At 69.2% G+C, this 20,973-nt stretch carries 18 protein-coding genes; 9 read left to right on the forward strand and 9 right to left on the reverse strand.

Features of this window, described 5'->3' with window-relative positions:
* Positions 1-108: 108 nt before the first annotated feature.
* Complete coding sequence (locus DEIPH_RS01195; RefSeq protein ID WP_034352522.1) at positions 109-1,164, reverse strand: ComEC/Rec2 family competence protein; 1,056 nt, start codon at positions 1,162-1,164, stop codon at positions 109-111.
* Positions 1,161-1,454, reverse strand: a complete 294-nt coding sequence (locus DEIPH_RS01200; RefSeq protein ID WP_034352526.1) for a DUF3006 domain-containing protein — start codon at positions 1,452-1,454, stop codon at positions 1,161-1,163. Before DEIPH_RS01200 ends, DEIPH_RS01195 begins: the two co-directional genes overlap by 4 nt.
* 53 nt (positions 1,455-1,507) lie before the next feature.
* On the opposite strand from DEIPH_RS01200, the gene DEIPH_RS01205 reads away from it, so the two are divergent.
* Positions 1,508-2,083 carry a GNAT family N-acetyltransferase gene (locus DEIPH_RS01205; protein WP_051517058.1) on the forward strand — a complete coding sequence of 192 codons (576 nt, stop codon included), beginning with the start codon at positions 1,508-1,510 and terminating at the stop codon, positions 2,081-2,083.
* 9 nt (positions 2,084-2,092) lie between these two features.
* Here the strand turns inward: DEIPH_RS01205 and DEIPH_RS01210 are convergent, their stop codons facing one another.
* Complete coding sequence (locus DEIPH_RS01210) at positions 2,093-2,506, reverse strand: response regulator (RefSeq protein ID WP_034352528.1); 414 nt, start codon at positions 2,504-2,506, stop codon at positions 2,093-2,095.
* Positions 2,503-5,967: an ATP-binding protein gene (locus DEIPH_RS01215; protein ID WP_051517059.1), complete on the reverse strand. Its 3,465-nt coding sequence runs from the start codon at positions 5,965-5,967 to the stop codon at positions 2,503-2,505. Before DEIPH_RS01215 ends, DEIPH_RS01210 begins: the two co-directional genes overlap by 4 nt.
* 284 nt (positions 5,968-6,251) lie before the next feature.
* On the opposite strand from DEIPH_RS01215, the gene DEIPH_RS01220 reads away from it, so the two are divergent.
* Positions 6,252-7,646, forward strand: coding sequence for a TldD/PmbA family protein (locus DEIPH_RS01220; RefSeq protein ID WP_034352531.1), 1,395 nt, complete (start codon positions 6,252-6,254; stop codon positions 7,644-7,646).
* Positions 7,643-9,001 carry a TldD/PmbA family protein gene (locus DEIPH_RS01225; RefSeq protein ID WP_051517060.1) on the forward strand — a complete coding sequence of 453 codons (1,359 nt, stop codon included), beginning with the start codon at positions 7,643-7,645 and terminating at the stop codon, positions 8,999-9,001. The genes DEIPH_RS01220 and DEIPH_RS01225 overlap by 4 nt, the downstream gene beginning before the upstream one ends.
* A 67-nt stretch (positions 9,002-9,068) precedes the next feature.
* On the opposite strand, the gene DEIPH_RS01230 is transcribed toward DEIPH_RS01225, so the two are convergent.
* Complete coding sequence (locus tag DEIPH_RS01230) at positions 9,069-9,839, reverse strand: DsbA family oxidoreductase (RefSeq protein WP_034352534.1); 771 nt, start codon at positions 9,837-9,839, stop codon at positions 9,069-9,071.
* A 106-nt stretch (positions 9,840-9,945) separates the two neighbouring features.
* On the opposite strand from DEIPH_RS01230, the gene msrB reads away from it, so the two are divergent.
* Entirely contained in the window at positions 9,946-10,401 is a 456-nt protein-coding gene (msrB, locus tag DEIPH_RS01235) for a peptide-methionine (R)-S-oxide reductase MsrB (RefSeq protein WP_034352537.1), read from the forward strand.
* Positions 10,402-10,489: 88 nt separating this feature from the next.
* On the opposite strand, the gene DEIPH_RS20330 is transcribed toward msrB, so the two are convergent.
* Positions 10,490-10,708 (reverse strand): hypothetical protein, encoded by a 219-nt coding sequence (locus DEIPH_RS20330; RefSeq protein ID WP_034352541.1) that lies wholly within the window; start codon positions 10,706-10,708, stop codon positions 10,490-10,492.
* Between the two features lie 119 nt (positions 10,709-10,827).
* Here DEIPH_RS20330 and DEIPH_RS01245 point away from each other — a divergent pair, with 119 nt between their 5' ends.
* The gene (locus DEIPH_RS01245; protein ID WP_034352544.1) at positions 10,828-11,517 is read left to right on the forward strand and encodes an alpha/beta hydrolase; all 690 of its coding nucleotides are present in this window, start codon (positions 10,828-10,830) and stop codon (positions 11,515-11,517) included.
* Between the two features lie 444 nt (positions 11,518-11,961).
* Here DEIPH_RS01245 and carB read toward each other — a convergent pair whose 3' ends face one another.
* From carB to DEIPH_RS01260, 3 genes are all read right to left on the reverse strand, one after another.
* Positions 11,962-15,051, reverse strand: a complete 3,090-nt coding sequence (gene carB, locus DEIPH_RS01250; RefSeq protein WP_034352548.1) for a carbamoyl-phosphate synthase large subunit — start codon at positions 15,049-15,051, stop codon at positions 11,962-11,964.
* A gap of 155 nt (positions 15,052-15,206) precedes the next feature.
* A complete protein-coding gene (locus tag DEIPH_RS01255) occupies positions 15,207-15,806 on the reverse strand; it encodes a hypothetical protein (protein ID WP_034352552.1) in 600 nt (199 codons plus the stop codon).
* A 137-nt stretch (positions 15,807-15,943) separates the two neighbouring features.
* A complete protein-coding gene (locus tag DEIPH_RS01260) occupies positions 15,944-16,555 on the reverse strand; it encodes a LysE/ArgO family amino acid transporter (protein WP_034352555.1) in 612 nt (203 codons plus the stop codon).
* Between the two features lie 115 nt (positions 16,556-16,670).
* Between DEIPH_RS01260 and DEIPH_RS01265 the strand changes: the two genes are divergently transcribed.
* From DEIPH_RS01265 to DEIPH_RS01280, 4 genes are all read left to right on the forward strand, one after another.
* Complete coding sequence (locus DEIPH_RS01265; RefSeq protein WP_161636013.1) at positions 16,671-17,729, forward strand: FUSC family protein; 1,059 nt, start codon at positions 16,671-16,673, stop codon at positions 17,727-17,729.
* A 60-nt stretch (positions 17,730-17,789) separates the two neighbouring features.
* A complete protein-coding gene (locus tag DEIPH_RS01270) occupies positions 17,790-18,926 on the forward strand; it encodes a pyridoxal phosphate-dependent aminotransferase (protein ID WP_034352558.1) in 1,137 nt (378 codons plus the stop codon).
* 76 nt (positions 18,927-19,002) lie between these two features.
* Entirely contained in the window at positions 19,003-19,461 is a 459-nt protein-coding gene (locus DEIPH_RS01275; RefSeq protein WP_034352561.1) for a hypothetical protein, read from the forward strand.
* 261 nt (positions 19,462-19,722) lie between these two features.
* Positions 19,723-20,970 carry an argininosuccinate synthase gene (locus tag DEIPH_RS01280; RefSeq protein ID WP_034352564.1) on the forward strand — a complete coding sequence of 416 codons (1,248 nt, stop codon included), beginning with the start codon at positions 19,723-19,725 and terminating at the stop codon, positions 20,968-20,970.
* The last annotated feature ends 3 nt before the right edge of the window (positions 20,971-20,973 follow it).

Genomic DNA, 20,973 nt, shown 5'->3' on the forward strand with positions numbered 1-20,973 from the left:
TCTTGCCGAACCCTGACAGGCGTCCGGTCCCGGACTGGCCGGGCTGCCGGACAGAGAAGGGCAGGTAAAGACGGGGGAAGGCGGGTTGCGCGCTCCGGGAAAGCCGGTTCACCGGTCCGTCGTCACCGTGTAGGTCCCGTCCGCGCTGCCCGTAAAGGTCACGGTGCCCTGCCGGTCGGTGCGGTAGATGCGGACGCCGTTGTGCTTGTAGAGGTCCAGGGCCGTCTGCGTGGGGTGGCCGTAGTTGTTCTCGCCCACGCTGATGACCACATTCTCGGGGCGCACGGCGGCGAGCCAGGCCGGATGGTCCCCGTTCGCGGCCCCGTGGTGGATGCTCTTGTAGACCTGGAACGGTCCCTCGACCTCGGGACGGCGCTCGGCCAGCCAGGCCTGGGTTTCGGGCTTCTCGCTGTCGCCGGTCATCAGGGCGCGGAAATCGCCGAACTCGATCCGCACGCCGACGCTGTTGTCGTTCTGGTCGTCCCCCATTCCCGCAGGCGGCGCGATCACGCGGACCTTCACGCTGCCCAGCTTGATGACCTGATTGTTGGCCTTCTGGAAGGTGGTCCCGGCGTCCTTGAGCGCCGTCACCAGCCGGTCCCAGGTCTGGGTGGTCCCGGCCAGGCCGTTGTTGATGAAGAGCCTGGGCCGGGCCTGCTGCGCGGCGGGAACCAGGCCCGCGATGTGGTCCGCGTCGGCGTGGCTGGCGATCATCAGGTCGAGCCGGTCCACGCCGTAGGTCTGGAGGTAGCCTGCCAGCCTGGAGGGGCTGCGGCCCCCGTCGTACAGCAGCGTCTTGCCCTCGGGGCTGCGGACCAGGACCGCGTCGCCCTGCCCCACGTCCAGAAAGCGGATGACGACCTGCCCGGCGGGGACCTCGGTCTTCCCGTCCCCGCCTTTCTTGTCCCCCCCACCGAAGAGGCCGCCCCCGGCGCAGGCCGCGAGGCCGGTGGTCAGCGCCAGCACCAGCAGCCCCAGCAGGTCCGAGGGGCTGGGGCCGCCCCGGCGCGCATTCCCCCCGGCCTGTGCCCCCCTGGCCCGGGACCCTTTGGAGGCAGGGGCTTTGGACGGGGAGCTTTTGGACCCCCTGGCGGAGGCCGCGCGGGGGCGGGCCGCAGTCTGGCGTGCGGGGGCCTTGCGGGAGGAAGGCTTTTTCTCACTCATAGATTGATCTCCTCACCGTCCTCGGGGAGCCGGTTCAGGGCCTCCAGACGTTGCTGGGCACGCTCGCGGCGGGCGCGGGTCTCGGCGGGCAGCACCTGGACCGTCACGCTGCCAGGGCCGTCCAGAAGGGCCAGCACGTCCCCCTCCCGCACCCCTGGCGGCAGGACGTGCAGCGGCAGGTCGAAGGTGAGGCCGCCCTCCCGTTCTATGCGCGCCACCCGGCCCTGTGGGCCGTCCTCGATGCCGTCCACCGTCCAGCGTTCCCGCGGTCCTTGCTCGCCGTCCTTCACGCCCCCAGCGTAGCGCGCTGCCGGCCCAGCTGCTGCCGTGCCACACTGCGCCCATGCGGCACGACCTGACCCTGCAAGACGGTGACCTGACCCTGCGGCCCCTGACGGAAGCGGACATTCCGGCCCTCTGCGCGCTGGCCGGGACCTGTGCGGACGAGCTGCGCCTGATGGGATCGCCCCCGCACCAGGCGGCCTACTACTGGGCGGCGCTGGACGCCCCCGACCAGTTGCCCTTCGTGGTGGAGGTGGGCGGCGAGCTGGCCGGCAGCACCCGTTATGGCGACATCCGCACCGCGCACAGCGGCCTGGAAATCGGGTGGACCTGGCTGCACCCGCGCTGGCACGGCTCGGGCGTGAACCGGCGGATGAAACGGCTGCTGCTGCAACACGCCTTCGGGGACCTGGGGATGGCGCGCGTGCAGATCAAGACCGACAGCCTCAATGTTCGCAGCCAGCGGGCCATCGAGAAGCTGGGCGCGGTGCGGGAAGGCGTGCTGCGCGCGCACATGCGCCGCCCGGACGGCAGCCTGCGCGACACGGTGATGTACTCGGTCACGCGGGAGGACTGGCCGGAAGTTCAGCGCCACCTCGGCGGGGACGGAGACGCTGGGGACGGCGGGGAACGCTGAGGGCGGCCCTCAGGGCAGGGGCGGCACATGTTCTTGCAGCAGGGCCGTGATGACCCGGCAGAACTCGGCGAACCTCACGGGTTTCATCAGGTAGGCGGCGGCGCCCAGGGCCAGCGCGCGCCGCCGGTCGCCGTCGTCGCCGGAGCTGGTGAAGATCACGGCGGGGACCTCCAGCCGCTCCGCGCGCAGCGCCGCCAGCACCTCCAGCCCGCTCAGGCGCGGCATGTTCAGGTCGAGAATCACCAGCCGGGGCTGAGGCGCGTCCGCGTGCAGCCCCTCGCGGCGCAGGAACAACAGGGCCTCCTCGCCGTCGCGCACGAAATGCAGGTGGTGCAGCAGCCCGCAGTCCTCCACCGAGGCGCGGACCAGTTCCACGTCGGCGGGGTTGTCCTCGACGATCAGGACGTGGCCGGAGCGGTTCAAGCGTCCGCCCCGGCAGGTTGCCGGTCGCTGGGCACGGGGGCCGACGGCAACGTGAAGTGGAAAGTGCTGCCCACGCCGGGGGCACTCTCCACCCACATCCGCCCCCCGTGCTGCGCCACGATCTTCTGGCAGATGGCGAGGCCCAGCCCGCTGCCCTCGTAGCGGTCGCGGCCATACAGCCGCTGGAACATCTCGAAGATGCGCCCGAAGTACGCCTCCTCGATGCCGATGCCGTTGTCGCTGACCGTGAAGTGCTGCCAGTCCCCCTCGCGCACGGCGCCGACGGTCACCTCGGGCGCGACCCCCTCGCGGCGGAACTTCACGGCGTTGGCGATCAGGTTCTGGAACAGCTGCACCAGCCGGGGGGCATCGCCCTGCACGGTGGGCAGCTCCCCGACCACGACCCGCGCGCCCGCCTCCTGCAACGCCGAGTCCAGCCGCGCCAGGGCCTCCCTCAGAGGCGCGCCCATCTCCACCGGCTGCAGGGGCGCGAGGGCGGCATTCAGGCGCGAGAACACCAACAGGTCGTCCACCAGCGTCTTCATCCGCAGCGCGCCCAGTTCCACCGTGTGCAGGTACTGTTGCCCGCGTTCGTCCAGCACGTCGCCGTAGCGGCGGCCCAGCAGCCCCGCGAACGAGCCGACCGTGCGGATCGGTTCTTGCAGGTCGTGCGACGCGATGTACGCAAACCGCTCCAGTTCGGCGTTGCTGCGCTGCAACTCCTCGTTGGCCCGCCGCAGGGCGTCTTCTGCCCGCCGGCGCTCGGTCACGTCGCGCACAAAGCCGACCATCCGCAGGACGCGGCCCGCTTCGTCGCGGGTGAAGTAGCCGTCGTCCTCGACCTCCAGCACGCTGCCGTCCTGGCGCACCACCCGGAATCCCAGCCCGAAGGCCTCGCCGGTGTCCAGCACGCGCCCGATCTCGCGCGCGAAGGCGGCGCGGTCGTCGGGGTGGATCAGCCGTTCGGTCCAGTCCTCCAGGCGGCCCAGGAGTTCGCCCGCGCGGTAGCCGGTGATGTGTTCCAGCGCCCCGCCGTACAGGATCTCGTTCGTCGCGGGGTTCCAGTCGTAGATCAGCGCCCCGGCCCCCTGCACCGCCACCTCGTAGCGGTCGCGCCACTGCACCACCTCGCGGGCACGCTCGGCCACCCGCGTTTCCAGTTCCGCCGAGTACGCCTGTTCGCGTTCCAGGGCCGCGCGCCGCATCCGCGAGAGCGCCAGGTTCGCGCCCACCTTCGCCAGCAGTTCGCGGGCGCTGAAAGGCTTGACCAGGTAATCGTCCGCGCCCGCCGTCAGCCCCTGCACCCGCGCCTCCTCGCCCGCGCGGGCCGAGAGCATGATGACCGGCAGCTCGCGCGTGCGGGGGTCTTCGCGCAGCGCCCGCAGCAGCCCGAAGCCGTCCAGCCGGGGCATCATCACGTCGGTGATGATCAGGTCGGGGAGGCTCTCCGCCAGGGCCTCCAGCGCCGCCTGGCCGTCGGGCACCACCTGGACGTCGTGCCCCGGCGCGAGCAGCCGGGCGATGTACTCGCGCAGGTCGGCATTATCGTCCACCAGCAGCACCCGGCCCCGCTCGCCGGGAAGCGGCGCACGGTCCGGCCCGGCCAGCCCCTCGTCCGCCACGTCACGGTCGGGCGGGTCGGGCAGCCAGCGCAGGGCCTCTTCCACATACGGCAGGGCACCCACGGCGGTGGAGGTCTGCGAGCGCTCCGCCCCCAGCCGTTCACCCGGCAGGTGCGCCGTACCCAGCGGCAGGCGCACGGTGAAGGTGGTGCCCTGGCCTTCCACGCTCTGGGCCTCCACCCGCCCGCCGTGCAGTTCCACGATTTCCCGGACCAGCGCCAGGCCGATACCGGTGCCCTCGAAGGAGCGGCCCCGCTGGCCCTCCACGCGGTGGAAACGCTCGAAAAGCCGGGGCACCTCGCCCGCCGGGATGCCCACGCCGCTGTCACGCACCCGCAGCACCGCCTCACGGCCCTCCTGGGCCAGCGTCACGCGGATGTGGCCCGAGAGGGTGAACTTGAAGGCGTTGGACAGCAGGTTCAGCACCACCTTTTCCCACAGCTCCGGGTCCAGGTAGACGGGTTCGGCCAGGGGCGACACCTCGACCGTGTAGCCCAGCCCGGCCCGCTCCACCGCCGAGCGGAAGCTGCTCGCCAGGTCCGCCGTGACGGTGGCGAGGTCGGTGGGCACGTAGCTCGCCTGCGCGCGCCCGGCCTCCAGCCGCGAGAAGTCGAGCAGGGTATTGACCAGCCTCAGCAGGCGCAGGCTGTTGCGGTGCGCCATGTCCAGCACGCCGCGTTGCGCACCTGTCAGCGGCCCCGCGTCCCCGGTCAGCAGGTCTTCGAGCGGCCCCAGCATCAGCGTGAGGGGTGTGCGCAGTTCGTGGCTGGCGTTGGCGAAAAAGGCGGTCTTGGCGCGGTCGAGTTCGGCCAGGGCCTCGGCGCGCCGCCGCTCTTCCTCGTAGGCGTTGGCGTTGGCGAGGGCCGCCGCGATCTGTCCCACGAACAGGTCCAGAAACCCCCGGTAGCCCTCGTCCAGTGGCCGGTAGGGATTCAGGGCCGCGACAAACACGCCTGCCGGGCGCGTCTGCCCCGCCTGCGCGAGCGGCAGCACCAGCGCCTGAGTGGGGGGCCGGTCCCAGGGGCCGGGCGGCAGGGCGTCCGGGGCCGCGAGGTCCGTCAGGCGCGGCGTCAGGTCCAGAAACACGTCACACGCGGGGCAGGTGCCGCCCTGCTCCTCCAGGTTCAACACGCCGGGCGTGTGGCCCGTGCCCTCCCTGAAGCCGGGTGCGGCGGCCAGGCGCAGCGTCCCTTCCTCCCCCGGCAGGTAGACGAGCGCGAAGGGCAGGTCGTGGGTCCCCGGTCCCAGGCTGGTGCTCAGGGCGGCCAGCACCTCGTCCGGGGTCCGCGCCTCGCCGGTCCCGGCGGCCAGGTCGCGCAGCACGCGCAACCTCCGCTCGCCCACCACCCGCTCGCTTTCCTCGGTGACCACGCACAGCATGCCGGTCACCCGGCCGCTGTCGTCCGCCAGCGGACTGTAGGAGAAGGTGTGGTAGGTCTCTTCCGGATAGCCGCTGCGTTCCAGAATCAGGCGCAGGCCCTCGTCCCAGGTGGCCTCGCCGGTGTCCAGCACGTGCTCGATGCGCGGCCAGATGTCCTTCCAGATCTCGGCCCAGACCTGATCCGACGGGCTGCCCAGCGCCCAGGCGTCCTTGACGCCCAGCGTGGGGCGGTAGGCGTCGTTGTAGAAGAAGGTGAGGTCGTCGCCCCACAGCATCCACATCGCGAAGCGCGAGGTGAGCATGATGCGGACGGTGGTCTTGAGACTTTGCGGCCAGGTGTCCGGCGAGCCGAGGGGCGTGGCGGACCAGTCGAAGGTCCGCATCCGGGCGCTCATCTCGCCTGTTCCTGCAAAAATCTCGCGCGCGGCGTCCTGATCGGCTTGGGCAGGGTGCGACATTCCCCGCCAGAATAACGGGTCCGGGCGCGGCCTCCCCCAATGGGGGCAAGCGGGCACGGCACCTCAGCGAAATGGCCTACCCGCAGGCATTCCCCGCTCTTTTTCACCCTGAGCGCTTCCCTTTGAAAGGGGCGCGCGTCACAGTAGAGAGAAGAGAACCGTAGAGAGAGACGCCCCCATGCCCTTTGTGGTCCGCCGCTTCCCCCTCTCCCCGCTGGGCGATCCAGACCCGCCGCTGCCCAGACTGGCCGCTGCTCGGGGACACCCAGCCGAAAGGCCCACCCATGCTGAATGAAACGTTGGCCGCCGAAGTTCTCTCCCTCGCCCGCAGGGGCGGGGCCGACTTCGCCGAACTGTTCGTGGAAGACGCCGTCTCGACCACCCTGCGGCTGCACCAGGGCGAGGTGAAGGACGCCGGGGGCGGCAACCTGTTCGGCGCGGGGTTGCGGCTGCTGTACGGCCCCCGCGTGGTGTACGCCTACACCAACGACGTGACCCCGGCGGGCCTGCGCGACCTGGCGGATCAGGTGGCCCGTGCCCGCAGCGGCGCCGGCGAGGTGGGCCGCGAGGGAACCGGGGGCCTGGATTTCCGCCGGGTGGACGCCCCGCCGCTCTACGTGGCCCGTGAGCATCCGTTGCACACGGCCAAACGCGACAAGCTCGCCCTGATGCGCCGGGCGCACGGCGGCGCGGCGGGCGTCGGCTTTGTCGCGACGGTGGACGTGAACTACCTCGACCGGGTGCAGCGCGTGTTGATCGCCAACTCGGACGGCGTGTGGGCCGAAGATGAGCGGGTCTGGTCCCGGATCACGGTCAGCGCCATCGCCCAGGACGGCACGCTGCGCGAGACGGGCTTCTACGGGCCGGGGGCGGGGCAGGGCCTGGAGTTTTTCGATACCGTGACGCCCGAGAGCATCGGCGCGGAGGCGGCCCGCATCGCCAACGCGATGTTGCACGCGGGCTACGCACCCGCCGGAAAACTTCCGGTCGTGATCGGCAACGAGTTCGGCGGCGTGATCTTCCACGAGGCCTGCGGACACATCCTGGAGACGACCGCCGTCGAGAAGAACGCCAGTGTGTTCGCGGACAAGCTGGGCGAGAGCATCGCGCACGAGTCCGTCACCGCCATCGACGACGGCACCCTTCCCGGTGCCTGGGGCATGGTCACGGTGGACGACGAGGGCATGCCCGGCGAGCGCACCGTGCTGATCGAACGCGGCGTGCTGAAGGCCTTCATGGTGGACCGGGTGGGCGAACTCAAGACCGGCTACGCCCGCACCGGCAGCGGGCGGCGGCAGAACTACACCTTTGCCCCCGCCAGCCGCATGAGAAGCACCTTTATCGACAACGGCCAGGAGACGCCCGAGAGCCTGATTTCCAGCGTGGGGCACGGCATCTACGCCCGCAAGATGGGCGGCGGCAGCGTCACGCCCGGGACCGGCGACTACAACTTCGCCGTGCAGGAGGCGTACCTGATCCGGGGCGGGCAGATCGCTGAACCGTTGAAGGGGGCCTCGCTGGTCGGCAACGGCGCGCAGGACCTCAAGAACATCGTGGGTGTGGCGGGCGACCTCTCGCTGGGGCAGGGCATGTGCGGCAGCGTGTCCGGCTCCATCCCCACCGACGTGGGCCAGCCGCACATCCTGATTTCGGAAATCACCGTGGGAGGCCGCGCATGACCGAGATGACCGACACGCAACTCAGCCTCGAAGGCGCCCGCGCCTACCTGCTGGACCGTGCCCGTGAGCGCGGCGTGACGCTGGAGGTGTATGGCGAACGCCGCACCGCCACCGAGGTCGAGGCCTTTGGCGGCGAGGTGAGTGAATTCAAGCTCTCGGCGCGGCAGGGCGTGGCGCTGCGGGCGCTGGTGGGCGGGGCCTGGGGCCACAGCTTCACCGAGAACCTGTCCACGCCTGCGCTCGACCGGGCGCTGGACAGCGCGGTGGAAAACGCGGGGCTGGTCGCGCCGGAGCCGGGCGCGGGCCTGCACCACTGGCCCGCACCGCCCGCACTCGACCTGTACGGCGAGGGCCTCAGCGGCGTGACCGTCGAGCAGAAGGTGCAGGTGGCCCTCGACCTCGACCGCGCCGCGCGGGAGGCCGATCCCCGCGTGGTCAGCGTGCCCTACGGCGGCTACCAGGACGCCGACATGCAGGGCCTGGTGGGCAACACCGAGGGCCTGGACCGCGAGGCCCGCCAGCTCTACGCCCTGCACTACACCGCCCCCCTGGTCAGCGAGGACGGCCAGAACAAGATGAAGCCCGACTGGCAGTTCACCCGCGAATTCACCGAACTCGATCCCACCCGCACGGCCAGGGCGGCGGTCGAGAAGTCGCTGGCCCTGCTCGGCGCGAAACCGGCACCCAGCGGCACCTTTCCGGCCCTCATCGGCGGCGAGTGCCTGGGCGAACTGCTGGCCCTCTTTTCCGGCATCTTCAGCGGCAAGATGGTCGAGGAGGGCAAGAGTCCGCTGGCGGGCCGCCTGGGCGAGCAGGTCGCCAGCCCCCTCGTGACCCTGACCGACGACCCCACCCTGGTGCGCGGCCTGAACTCGCGCGCCTTCGACGCGGAAGGCTGCCCCAGCGTGCCCCTCACCCTGATCGCGGGGGGCCGACTGGCCGCCTTCATGCACAACGCGCAGACCGCCGCCCGCGCCGGGACGGTCAGCACCGGCCACGCCTCCCGCCAGGGTCTTCAGGGCACCGTCGGCGTGGCCCCCAGCAACCTGCGGCTGGAAGCGGGCGGGACGGACGCGGCGGCGCTCGCGGCAGGCCTCACGGGTCTGCACCTGACCGGTGTCTCGGGTGGGCACGCGGGCGCGAACCCCATCACCGGCGACTTCTCCCTTCAGGCCGAGGGCTTCTGGCTGGAGAACGGCGAAACTGCGCACCCGCTCGACGTGTTCACGGTCGCCGGAAATATCCTCGACCTGCTCGCGGGCATCGAGGCGGTGGGCAGCCACCTCCATGAAACGATGTACGCGGTGAGTGCGCCGGACGTGCGGGTGGGGGCGCTGGCGATGGGCGGGGCGTAGTGGCAACGCTCCAAAGTGAACGCCGCGCCCAGTCCGGGGGCGCGGCGTTGCTCTGCCGGTGTGGGATTCAGCCGCGCGTGTCTGCCCCGTCCCGCTGGGGCACCGCGCACTGCCCGTCCTCGCAGCCCTCGGCGGGGGTGCTCTGGCCCAGCAGGGTCAGGGGGGCGGGGTGGGTTTCGTTCCAGACCTGCTCCAGCGCGCCGCGCAGCACCTCGGCGGGCTGCGCGCCGCTCACGCCGTACTTGCCGCCCAGCACGAAGAACGGCACGCCGCTGATCCCCAGAGCCTGCGCCTGCGCCTCGTCCTGCCGCACGGCGTCGGCGTATTTGCCCGAGTCCAGCGCCGCCCGCACCTCGTCCGCGTCCAGGCCCACGTCCGCTCCCAGCCGCACCAGCACCTCAGGGTCGCCCAGGAACTCGCCTTCGGAGAGGTAGGCGCGCAGCAGGCGTTCTTTCATCGCGTCACCCAGGCCCCGCTGGGCCGCGAAGTGAATCAGCTGATGTGCCGCAAAGGTATTCGTCAGCTTCAGGTTCTCGAAGTGGTAGTCCAGGCCGTCCGCTGCCGCCACCCCGGTCATGTGGTCCATCATCTCCTGCGCCTGGGCCGCGCTGCGCCCGTACTTGCGGGCCAGACCGTCGCGCATCGTGACTGGACTCTGCACCGGGGCCGAGGGGTCCAGCTCGAACGAATGCCACACGACCTCCACCTGATCGCGCTGGGGAAAGGACGCGAGCGCCTGCTCGAAGTGCCGCTTGCCGATGTAGCACCACGGGCACGCGATATCCGACCAGATGTCCACGCGCAGCTTACCGGGGGCTGAAGGATCGAAAAGGGTCATGACGTTATTCTAAACCGGTTTAGAAAATAAAGCAAAACGGAAGCACATTTGCCGGGGAGGGGGCGAGGTCCCATTCCGCCGCCCCGCCGCCGCCTACACTTCCCGCATGACCCGCCACTTTGTCAAGCCCAGCGACGCCGAACTGCGCCAGAAGCTCACGCCCGAGCAGTACCGCGTGACCCAGCACGAGGGGACCGAACGCGCCTTTACCGGCAAATACTGGGACCACGGCGGGGAAGGCATCTACGTGGACGTGGTGTCCGGCGAACCGCTGTTCAGCTCCCTCGACAAGTACGACGCGGGCTGCGGCTGGCCCAGCTTCACCCGCCCTATTCCCGACGTGAACCTCACCGAGAACACCGACTACAAGATCGGCTACGCCCGCACCGAGGTCCGCTCCGGTCAGGCCGACTCGCACCTCGGCCACGTCTTCCCCGACGGCCCGCAGGAACACGGCGGCCTGCGCTACTGCATCAACTCGGCGGCGCTGCGCTTCGTGCCGCTGGAAAAGCTGGAAGAGGAAGGGTACGGCGAGTACCGGGGGCTGTTTAAGGGGGTCTGACGGTCAAAAGGTCCAACCGTCTAACGGCGCAACCCCCTGTCCTGCTTGGATGATCGAGCGGTCAGACAGTGAGACGGTCAGACCCTCTTCAGCGCCCCGGCGTGTGCTGGTCGTCGGGGATCGGGGAAGGAGCGACCTGATCGCCCTCGTCGGGAATCGCCGCGCCCGCTTCCTCGTTGCCGGGGGTGCCCGTCTGCCCCGCCCCGCCCGCGCCGGTGATGCCCGTCTCCTGCCAGCGCTCCTGCTGCTCGATGTAGCCTTCCTGCATCTGCTCGGCCTCGTTGCCGCCCTTCCGGTTGTCGGTCATAGGCCGAGGGTAGGGGAGAGCCGCGCGGGGTGGGTGTGCCGCCTGTCAAGCCGGCCTTTATCCGGGTCAGGCTTTTGCCGCCGAGGAATGCCGGACAATCGCGGGACGAGGTGACACCCATGACGGAAAGACGCGGAAGGGAGAACGCGGACCGCCTCACCGCGCGGCCCCGCCCACTGGAGCAGGTTCCGGGTGAACGCGGCCTGCATTCCCTCAACTTCGGGGGGCAGCGGGACGGCCTGCTGTACGTGCCCGATGCCGACCTGTCCCGTCCCCTGCCCCTGGTCGTGATGCTGCACGGCGCGGGGGGGAATGCCCAGCACAGCCTCGCGCCGCTGCTGGAGCGCGCCGACGCGCACGGCCTGCTCCTGCTCGCGCCCGAATCGCGCTCATCCACCTGGGACGTGATTCACGGCGGCTTCGGCCCGGACGTGGCCTTTATCGACCAGGCCCTTGACCTGGTGTTTGGGCACTACCCGGTGGACCCTGCCCGCATCGTGCTGGAGGGCTTCTCGGATGGGGCCTCCTACGCGCTCTCGCTGGGACTGGGCAATGGCGACCTGTTCACGCACATCCTGGCCTTCTCGCCCGGATTCATGGCCCCCGCCGGGCAGGTTGGCGCCCCGCGCATCTTCATCTCGCACGGCACCCACGACCGCGTTCTGCCCATTGACCGTTGCAGCCGCGTCATCGTGCCCCAGCTCCGGCGGGCCGGGTACGACGTGACGTATCTGGAGTTCGACGGGCCGCATACGGTGCCGGGGGAGATGGTGGAGGCGGCTCTGGGATGGCTGGAGGGTGGGGAATAGAAAGCTTTTGTTTTCTGCTGTATCTATGCGTAGACTCTCCACATGACCATCCCTTCACCCGCCCCGCGCTCCATGCGTCGCGGGCTGGCAGCCTGAACCGCCCCACCAGATAATTAGGGGTCTGTCCAGCCCAACTTCACCCGCGACGCGTGGGGTGAATCCATCAAGAGGAAACGGCATTCGAGGGCCAGCATCCGGCACCAACGCCAGCGCGTGATTCGGCGCCGATTGCAACGGGCTTATGTGGATGGGCGTCCTGCCAACCCGATTTGGGGCTGGGTCTACAAGGCCCGCGGGCAGGCCAGCAAGAACAACACCGTCTGTAGCTGCGGCCTGTGCCGCGCCGAGAAGTACCGCGACAGGCCGAGAAAACGGCGGTGGGGCGAGGAGTAAGGGAGAGGGGAGGGCGCGGAAATGGCTGCACCCTCCCCTCGTCACGGAGCTTCAGCTTTCCACGGTTTCCCGCGCCTGCCACTCCTGCAAGCTCTTGACCCCCAACTCTTCCCCCTGCGCCGCCGCAATCGCCTTCGCCGTCCACTCCGCGCCTTCGCGGGTGCTGACGATGGGCTTGCCGCGTTCCAGGGCGAGGCGGAGGAGGGGCGAGCCGGTCACGTCAATCAACAAGTCGGGCAACTCTTCGCCGTCCTGCTCCCGAATCACCTTCAGGCCCGCGCCGTCCAGCGTGGCCGCCACGTCGTCCAGCCCATCACCGAGGAGGAGCGCCGTGCCCGAGAGCGGCAAGTTGCTCTTGGCCCCGAGTTCCGCACGGTAGAAGGCCAGATACGGATCGGTGTCGATGCCCATGCTTTCGCCTGTGCTTTTCATCTCCGGGCCGAGGATGGGGGAGACGCCCGCGAATTTCAGGAAGGGCAGGTGGACTTCTTTCACGCTGTACATGCCCGGCATGGGCGTCTCGGTGAAGCCGATCTGCTCCAGCGTCTGCCCCACGGCGATGCGGGCGGCACTCTTGGCGAGCGGGTGGTTCACGGCCTTGCTGACGAAAGGCACCGTGCGGCTGGCGCGCGGGTTCGCTTCGAGGATGTACGCCACACCGTCCTTCACGGCCCACTGCACGTTCATCAGGCCCTTCACGCCCAGTTCCAGCGCGAGGCGTTCCGTGTCGGCCTTCACGCGGGCGAGCAGTTCGGGCGAGAGGGTGACCGGGGGCAGCACGCAGGCGCTGTCGCCGCTGTGAACTCCGGCGGCCTCGACGTGTTCCATGATGCCCGCCACCACCGCCGTTTCGCCGTCACAGAGGGTGTCCACGTCCAGTTCCAGCGCCCCTTCGAGGAACTGATCGAGCAGGATGCTCGGTTGCCCTTCGACGGCGGCATACACCTCGTCCAGATAGGTGGTCAGCTCCTCCATGCTCCGCACCGTCCGCATGGCGCGGCCCCCCAGCACGTAGGAGGGGCGGGCCATCAGCGGGAAGCCGAGTTCGGCGGCGAGTTGCACGGCCTGCTCGGGCGTCTCCGCCACCTTGCCCTTCGGCTGCGGCAGACCCAGGCGTTCGCACAGCGCGTTGAAGGAGGCGCGGTCTTCGGCCTCGTGAATCGTCTCCGGGCTGGTGCCGATGATGGGCGCCCCCGCGTCCGCCAGCCGCTTTGCCAGCTTCAGCGGCGTCTGACCGCCGAGCTGCACGATCACCCCGACGGGTTTCTCGTGTTCGACGATGTTCATCACGTCCTCGAAGGTCAGCGGCTCGAAGTACAGGCGGTCGGCGGTGTCGTAGTCGGTGCTGACCGTCTCTGGGTTCGAGTTGACCATGATCGTCTCGTACCCAGCCTCTTGCAGCGCCCAGACCGCGTGAACCGTCGCGTAGTCGAACTCTACCCCCTGCCCGATGCGGTTGGGGCCGCTGCCCAGAATCACGACCTTGGGTTTGTCAGTGGGCGTCACCTCGTCTTCCCACTCGTAGGTCGAGTAGTGGTAGGGCGTGTAGGCCTCGAACTCGGCGGCGCAGGTGTCCACCGTCTTGTAGACGGGGGTGGCCTTCGCGGCCTTGCGAAGCGCGCGCACTTCCGGTTCCGGCAGGCCCACCAGTTCGCCCAGCCGCGCGTCGCTGAAGCCCAGCCGCTTGACCTCGCGCCAGAGTTCGTACTTCCACTCTGCGATGGGGCCGAGTTCGAGGATTTCCTTCTCGGCGTCCACGATCTCCTGAATCTGCGACAGGAACCAGGGGTCGATCTTCGTCGCGTCGTGGACGGCGGCCACACCCTCGCCCCGGCGCAGCAGTTCGATGACGGCCTCGATGCGGCGGGGGTTGCCGTACAGCAGGCCGCGCAACTCCTCGTCACTCATCTCGGCAAACGCGCCGCGCACGTCCGCCTCGATGCTCCGCAGGGCCTTTTGCAAACTTTCCTTGAAGGTGCGGCCAATCGCCATCACCTCGCCCACACTGCGCATCTGGGTGCCCAGCGCATCCGGTGTGCCGGGGAACTTCTCGAAGGCGAAGCGCGGAATCTTCGTCACCACGTAGTCGATGCTCGGCTCGAACGAGGCGGGCGTGCTGCGGGTGATGTCGTTCGCCAGCTCGTCGAGGTGGTAGCCCACCGCCAGCAGCGCGGCGATCTTGGCAATCGGGAAGCCCGTCGCCTTGCTCGCCAGCGCCGAGGAGCGGCTGACGCGCGGGTTCATCTCGATCACGATGACGCGCCCGTCTTTAGGATTCACCGCGAACTGAATGTTGCTGCCGCCCGTATCCACCCCGATCTCGCGGATGATGGCGAGCGACTGGTCACGCAGACGCTGATACTCCACGTCGCTGAGGGTCTGCGCCGGGGCGACCGTGATGCTGTCCCCGGTATGCACGCCCATCGGGTCGAAGTTCTCGATGCTGGTGATGATGACCACCGTGTCGGCGTGGTCGCGCATCACTTCCAGCTCGTATTCCTTCCAGCCCAGGATGCTTTCTTCGAGCAGCACGCTGGTCACGGGGCTGTCGCGCAGGCCGCCTTCCGTGATCTTCAGGAAGTCCTCGTAGGTGTGCGCGATGCCGCCGCCCGTGCCGCCGAGGGTAAACGATGGACGGATCACGATGGGCAGGCCGATTTCCTTCTGGTACTCCACGGCCTCTTCCATGCTGTGGACCATCTGGCCGCGCGCCGTCTCCACGCCGATCTTCTTCATCGCAGCCTGGAAGGCTTCGCGGTCCTCGCCCTTATGGATGGCTTCCGCATTCGCGCCGATCAGCTCCACGCCGAATTCCTTCAGCGTGCCGTTGGCGTTGAGTTCCATCGCCAGGTTGAGCGCGGTCTGACCGCCCAGGGTGGGCAGCAGGGCGTCGGGGCGCTCCTTCTCGATCACCTTGCGCACGAACTCGGGCGTGAGGGGTTCCAGGTACGTGGCGTCGGCCAGGTCGGGGTCGGTCATGATCGTCGCCGGGTTGCTGTTGACCAGTACGGCGCGGTACCCCTCCTTTTTCAGTGCCTTCAAGGCCTGCGTGCCCGAATAGTCGAACTCGGCTGCCTGCCCGATCTGGATGGGGCCGCTGCCGAGGATGAGGATCGTCTGGAGGTCGGTACGCTTGGGCATTCCGAGTCCTGAGCCTATCACGTGGGGATGGGGGGAACGTGACGGCGGCCTGCAAGGTTATGCAGACGAGTGGTCCATCGGAAGGGCGCAGATGTCCCACGTCACTCCCAGCCGCGTCCCTCAGGGTGATGTGGCGCGGCCTTCAGCAGGTGCGGTCACTTCTTCTTGCAGGTCAGGTCGGATTCCATGTTGTAGACCTTGGCGAGGGGCAACTGGGCGTCCCGGAGTTCCTTGATAAAGCTGGCACCGGGGCGGATGAGCAGGCGCGTGAAGTCCCTGATGTTGGTGTTGCCGGTCGAGGGCCTAACCGTCACATGGGTGCCCGGCAGCAGCCTGTCGAACCAGGGGCCGTCGTAGTTGTTGGTTTCCACGGCATTTCCGGCCCTGTTCACGGCTTTCACGTCGGCGGGATAAAACAGCATGAAGTTTTGCAATTCTTTCTTGCTGGCGTTGGAAACCTTGAGGACGGCCCCGAAGCGCTCGCCGTTCTGGGCCACGCTCAGGAGTTGTACGGTGTAGACGCCGTTGAACAGGGTATCGCCCACACAGCCCTTGACGGCCTCGATGTTCGGCGTGACGCCCCCGGCTGTGATGGCGCCGACCCGTTTCAGGTCACTGGCCCTGAGCTGGTAGTACGTTTCGCCGTTCTTCTGCACGGGCGTGGCTGGCAGGGCGACCCCGTTGATAAACACCGTCCGGGTCTGGGCACCGACCGTTCCAGTCAGCAGGGCTGTCAGCAAGAGGAACTTGTTCACAATTGGCGCTACGCAGGAAAGGTGGGGCAGGTTCCCTGTTGTCAGGAGAACCCCGGGCAACCGGAGCGGGAGGCGGCGGCCTGGCCCTGCCGGTGGAAGGTTTTGAGGGGGCGCTGACGGAGGAAGCGAAAAGCCTACTAAGGCCGCACCATTCCCCTCACCAGCCCCGCCGCCACTGCCCACATGGTCAGCCCCACCAGTACGTCCAGCACCTGCCACGCCCGGGGCGAGCGCATCAGCGGGGCAAGCTGCCGCCCGGCGAGCGAGAGGCCGAAGAACCACACCCATGAGGCCAGAATCGTCCCCAGCAGAAAGGCGCGGCGGCCCTCCCCGCTCAGGCCCGCGCTGGAACCGCCGATCAGCACCACCGTGTCCAGCAGCGCATGTGGATTCAGGAGACTGAAGGCGGCAGCAGTGGCGATCACGGCGCGGGGAGAGGCGAGGCTCTGCCCACCTGTGTCCAGCGTGCTGGGTGTCCTCGCCGCCTGGAAGGACCGCCATCCGTACCACAGCAGGAACGCCGCGCCCGCCAGCGTCCCCACCCCCGTCAGGGCCGGATGCCGCGCCAGGAAGGCCCCCACCCCCAGCACCCCGACCGTGACGAGCAGCGTATCTGCCAGCGAGCAGACCAGCGCCGCGAGCAGCGCGTGCCGCCTTGCCAGCCCCTGCCGCAGCACGAAGGCATTCTGCGGCCCGATGGCGACGATCAGCGTGAGGCCCAGCGTCAGGCCGCGCAGGAAAGGAGACACGGGGGAGAGGATAAGCTGGTGGCCTGTCGATGAGTGGAAGGCTGAAGCAAAGGCTCCAGCCTCCACCGCCCACCAGCCCTATTGCCGACCGTCGTCAAGTCCCCGGGGTGTGTCCATGAGTCGCGTGCGTGAGTTGCTGACGGTCAGCCCGGCCCGGCGGGATCATCTGCCTGCCGGGCGGATCGCGCTGGGGGTGGCGGTGCCCCTGGGGTTGCTGCTGTGGCTGGGGCGCATCGACCTGACCATTTACGCCGCCTTCGGGGCCTTCACCGGGATTTACGCGCGGCATGAACCGTTCGGGTCGCGGCTGGCGCATCAACTGGAAAGCGCCGTGCTGCTGGTGGCCTGTGTGGCGCTGGGCCTGGGGCTGTCCCATGGGGGCGCGGGACCGTGGGTGATGGTAGGCGCAGGCTCAGTGGTCGCCGCCTCGGGAGCGGTGCTGGCCGCCCTGCTGCGGCTGCGGCCCGCCGGTTCGCTCTTTTTTATCTTTGCGACGACGGCCATTGCCAGCATTCCCCAGGCGGCTCCCTTCGGGCTGGGCGTGGGGGTCGCGGCGGCCTCGGCGGGCTTCTCGGTGCTGCTGGGCGTGCTGGGGGCGCTGTTTTCCGAGCGCCTTCGCCCCGGTGAACTGGCTCCCCCGCCGCCCGATCCCCTGGAGGGAACGGAACTGGCCCTGCATGGGCTGCGGTATCTGGTGGCGGCGGCTCTGGCGGGTGCCCTCGGCCTCCTGTCCTCGTTCGGGCACAGTTACTGGGCGATGGTGGCGGCGGCGGCCCCGCTGGCTCTCTCCGGCCACCGGGCGCGGGTGCAGCGGGCCATTCACCGCATCGTGGGAACGCTGGGCGGGGTGGGCGTCACGGCCTTCCTGCTGGCCTTTGGACTGCGGCCCTGGCAGACGGCGCTGCTGGTGGTGGTCCTGCAATTCCTGGCGGAGCTGTTCGTGGGGCGCAACTACAGCCTGGCGCTGCTGTTCATCACGCCGCTGGCGCTGCTGATGTCCCAACTGGCGCACCCGGTGGAGGTGGCGGACCTGCTCACGGCCCGCGCGGTGGAAACGGTGATCGGCGCGGCGGTCGGTTTGCTCGTGGTGGTGGTCCTGCGTTCCCCCGAAGGGCGCCAGGAAACGGGGCCACCGCGTCCGCCCACCCCGGAAGACGAGGAAGAGACGGGGTGACGGTTCTCCTGCCTAACCCGCCCCGCCTGACCGCGCGCCTTGGGCGCCCAGACTGCCCCCATGCCTGAACTGCTGCCGCGTGCCCGGTCGTCCCAGGAAAGCGTCTTTGCGCGGATGAGCCGCCTCGCCGGGCAGTACGGCGCGGTCAACCTGGGGCAGGGCTTCCCGTCGGACGCCCCGCCCGCCTTTCTGCTGGAAGCGGCGCGCCGGGCGGTCGGTGTGGCCGATCAGTATTCGCCCCCGGCGGGCCTGCTGGCCCTGCGGGACGCCCTCGGCGCGGACCTGGGGGTGGACGGCGCGGACGTGGTGGTCACGGCGGGCGCGACCGAGGCCCTGCATCTCCTGGCCCAGGCCCTCTACGGCCCCGGCGACGAGGTGCTGATGCTCGAACCCGTGTTCGACATCTATCTGCCCCAGGCGCGGCTGGCGGGCGCGACCCCCGTGACGGTGCCCCTGCGGCGGACCGAAGCGGGCCGCTGGACCCTGGACCTCGGAGAAGTGCGGGCGGCCGTCACCCCCCGCACGCGGGCACTGCTGCTCAACAGTCCGCACAACCCCACCGGACGGGTCTTCACGCGCGCGGAGCTGGAGGCGCTGGTGGCCCTGGCGCGGCAGCACGACCTGTGGCTGATCAGTGACGAGGTGTACGACGAGCTGTATTTCGGGGAACGGCCCCCCAGCCTGCGGACGCTCGCGCCCGAGCGGACCTTCACGGTGGGCAGCGCCGGAAAACGGCTGGAGGCCACCGGCTGGCGCATCGGCTGGGTCGCGTGCCCGCCGGGTCTGGCGGGAAATCTGGCGGCGCTGCGGCAGGTCACGTCCTTCTGCGCGCCCACGCCGCTTCAGGCAGCGGTCGCGGCGGCCTTGCCGGTGGCGCGGCGGACGGGCTTTTACGAGGGCCTCCGGGAAGGATATGCGGCGCGGCTGCATCTGCTCGCGGCGGGCCTGCGTGCCCTGGGGGCAGAGGTCGACCTGCCCGGCGGCACCTACTTTCTGATGGCCCGCCGGCCCGGCTGGACGGCGGCGGCCCTGGTCGAACACGCGGGCGTGGCCGTGATTCCTGGTGACGCCTTCGCGGCCCGTCAGCCTGCCCCCGGGGGCCTCTTCCGTTTCGCCTTCTGCAAGGCCCCGGCCCAACTGGAAGAGGCCCTGGAGCGGCTGGGGCGCTTCGGCCAGACCTCGCCCGTGCATGAATGAAACCTCAAAGACAGGCGGGCAAGCTGTAAAGAAGCGCCCCCTGTTTAAGCGGCTCTCCTTTGTTTATGCTCACGCCATGAAGACTGCCCTGCTTGGACTCATGGCCCTGACCGCCGTTTCCTCCGCCTCTGCTGCCTCGGTGGGTGGGTACGCCGGGACTGACGCCGGCCTGTACTACCAGACGGACCTGTCCGGCACCTCCGCCATGCGCTACAGCATCAACGCGCTCAACCTGTTCAGCGGCGGCTCTATCGGCGTGGGCGGCGAGGTGGCCTACCTCAACAACATCAGCGGCCAGAGCCTGGGCGGGCTGGCCCCCTACTACGGCCTGGGCCTGGGCGCGGGCGTATCGCTCGGGAGCAGCACCGGCGTGAGCCTGTACCCCCACGGCCTGCTGGGCCTGCGCTACAACGTCGCCGGACCCTTCAGCGTCTTTGCCGAGGGGAACGCGGGGGTGCGTGTCGGCATCGGCACGGGTGGGGGCGTCCGTGTGGGCGCAGGTGCCCGCATCGGCCTGGACTACCGGATTCGCTGAATCCTCCCCCTTTCCCGTTCCTTCCCCGGCCCGAGTGGTCGGGGACTTTGTTTGCGCGCCGCCCTTGACCCCCCCGCCCGGCCCTGCTACCCTTTTGCATAGCTATACGCAAAAAGCGTATATCCATACAGACATGCTGACCCTGACCCCCCGACGCTGACGCCCCGGCCTTCCCTTTCGCGGACAGGCCGGGCACGTCACGCCGGGAGCGTCTGCATGTTTCAAAGCCCCCTACCCAGGAAACCGGAGAGAATAGAGAACATGGCGAACGAACAGCAGGCGCAGAACCGGGAAAAGATCGTGCTCGCGTACAGCGGCGGCCTCGACACCTCGATCATCCTCAAGTGGCTCCAGACCGAGAAGAATTACGACGTGGTGGCCTTTACCGCCGACCTGGGCCAGGGCGACGAGGTGGAAGAAGCGCGCGTCAAGGCGCTGAACACCGGCGCGGTGGCGGCCTATGCGCTGGACCTGCGCGAGGAGTTCGTGCGCGACTACGTGTTCCCCATGTTCCGCTCCGCCGCGCTGTACGAGGGCTACTACCTGCTGGGCACCTCCATCGCCCGCCCCCTGATCGCGAAGAAGATGGTCGAGATCGCCGGGAAGGAAGGCGCGGTGGCCGTCTCGCACGGCGCGACCGGCAAGGGCAACGATCAGGTGCGCTTCGAGATGACCGCCTATGCCCTCCAGCCCGACATCGTGACCGTCGCCCCCTGGCGCGACTGGGACTTTCAGGGCCGCGCCGACCTCGAAGCCTTCGCCCGTGAACACGGCATCCCGGTGCCCACCACCAAAAAGGACCCCTGGTCCACCGACGCCAACATGCTGCATATCTCCTACGAGGGCGGCATCCTCGAAGACCCCTGGGCCGAGCCGCCCGCCCACATGTTCAAGCTGACCGTCAGCCCCGAGGACGCGCCGAACGATCCCGAATACGTGGAGATCGAGTTCGAGAATGGCGACCCGGTGGCGATCAACGGCGAACGCCTCACCCCGGCGGCGCTGTTGGAGAAGGCGAACGAGATCGGCGGGCGCAACGGCGTGGGCCGCATCGACCTCGTCGAGAACCGCTTCGTGGGCATGAAGTCGCGCGGCGTGTACGAGACGCCCGGTGGCACGCTGCTGTACCACGCCCGCCGTGCCGTCGAGAGCCTGACGCTGGACCGCGAGGTGCTGCACCAGCGCGACGCCCTGGCGCCCAAGTACGCCGAACTGGTCTACAACGGCTTCTGGTTCGCCCCCGAACGCGAGGCGCTTCAGGTCTACATCGACCACGTCGCCCGCTCGGTCACCGGCACAGCCCGCCTGAAGCTCTACAAGGGCAACTGCATCGTGGTGGGCCGCAAGGCCGAGCGCAGCCTCTACGACAAGGACCTGGTGTCCTTTGAGGCGGGCGGCGACTACAACCAGCACGACGCCGGAGCCTTTATCAAGCTCAACGCCCTGCGGATGCGGGTGCAGGCGCGGGTGGACGCGAAGGCGGGGCAGAAGGCAGTCGAGACGGTCTGAGGG

Origin of the sequence: Deinococcus phoenicis, assembly GCF_000599865.1 — a bacterium.
Taxonomy (GTDB): domain Bacteria; phylum Deinococcota; class Deinococci; order Deinococcales; family Deinococcaceae; genus Deinococcus; species Deinococcus phoenicis.

Coding starts and splice junctions, on each gene's coding strand:
- DEIPH_RS01195 (WP_034352522.1), bottom strand. CDS start 1,164: ATGAGTGAGAAAAAGCCTTCCTCCCGCAAGGCCCCCGCACGCCAGACT.
- DEIPH_RS01265 (WP_161636013.1), top strand. CDS start 16,671: ATGAGTCGCGTGCGTGAGTTGCTGACGGTCAGCCCGGCCCGGCGGGAT.
- DEIPH_RS01225 (WP_051517060.1), top strand. CDS start 7,643: ATGACCGAGATGACCGACACGCAACTCAGCCTCGAAGGCGCCCGCGCC.
- DEIPH_RS01270 (WP_034352558.1), top strand. CDS start 17,790: ATGCCTGAACTGCTGCCGCGTGCCCGGTCGTCCCAGGAAAGCGTCTTT.
- DEIPH_RS20330 (WP_034352541.1), bottom strand. CDS start 10,708: ATGACCGACAACCGGAAGGGCGGCAACGAGGCCGAGCAGATGCAGGAA.
- carB (WP_034352548.1), bottom strand. CDS start 15,051: ATGCCCAAGCGTACCGACCTCCAGACGATCCTCATCCTCGGCAGCGGC.
- DEIPH_RS01275 (WP_034352561.1), top strand. CDS start 19,003: ATGAAGACTGCCCTGCTTGGACTCATGGCCCTGACCGCCGTTTCCTCC.
- DEIPH_RS01205 (WP_051517058.1), top strand. CDS start 1,508: ATGCGGCACGACCTGACCCTGCAAGACGGTGACCTGACCCTGCGGCCC.
- DEIPH_RS01230 (WP_034352534.1), bottom strand. CDS start 9,839: ATGACCCTTTTCGATCCTTCAGCCCCCGGTAAGCTGCGCGTGGACATC.
- msrB (WP_034352537.1), top strand. CDS start 9,946: ATGACCCGCCACTTTGTCAAGCCCAGCGACGCCGAACTGCGCCAGAAG.
- DEIPH_RS01280 (WP_034352564.1), top strand. CDS start 19,723: ATGGCGAACGAACAGCAGGCGCAGAACCGGGAAAAGATCGTGCTCGCG.
- DEIPH_RS01245 (WP_034352544.1), top strand. CDS start 10,828: ATGACGGAAAGACGCGGAAGGGAGAACGCGGACCGCCTCACCGCGCGG.
- DEIPH_RS01215 (WP_051517059.1), bottom strand. CDS start 5,967: ATGTCGCACCCTGCCCAAGCCGATCAGGACGCCGCGCGCGAGATTTTT.
- DEIPH_RS01220 (WP_034352531.1), top strand. CDS start 6,252: ATGCTGAATGAAACGTTGGCCGCCGAAGTTCTCTCCCTCGCCCGCAGG.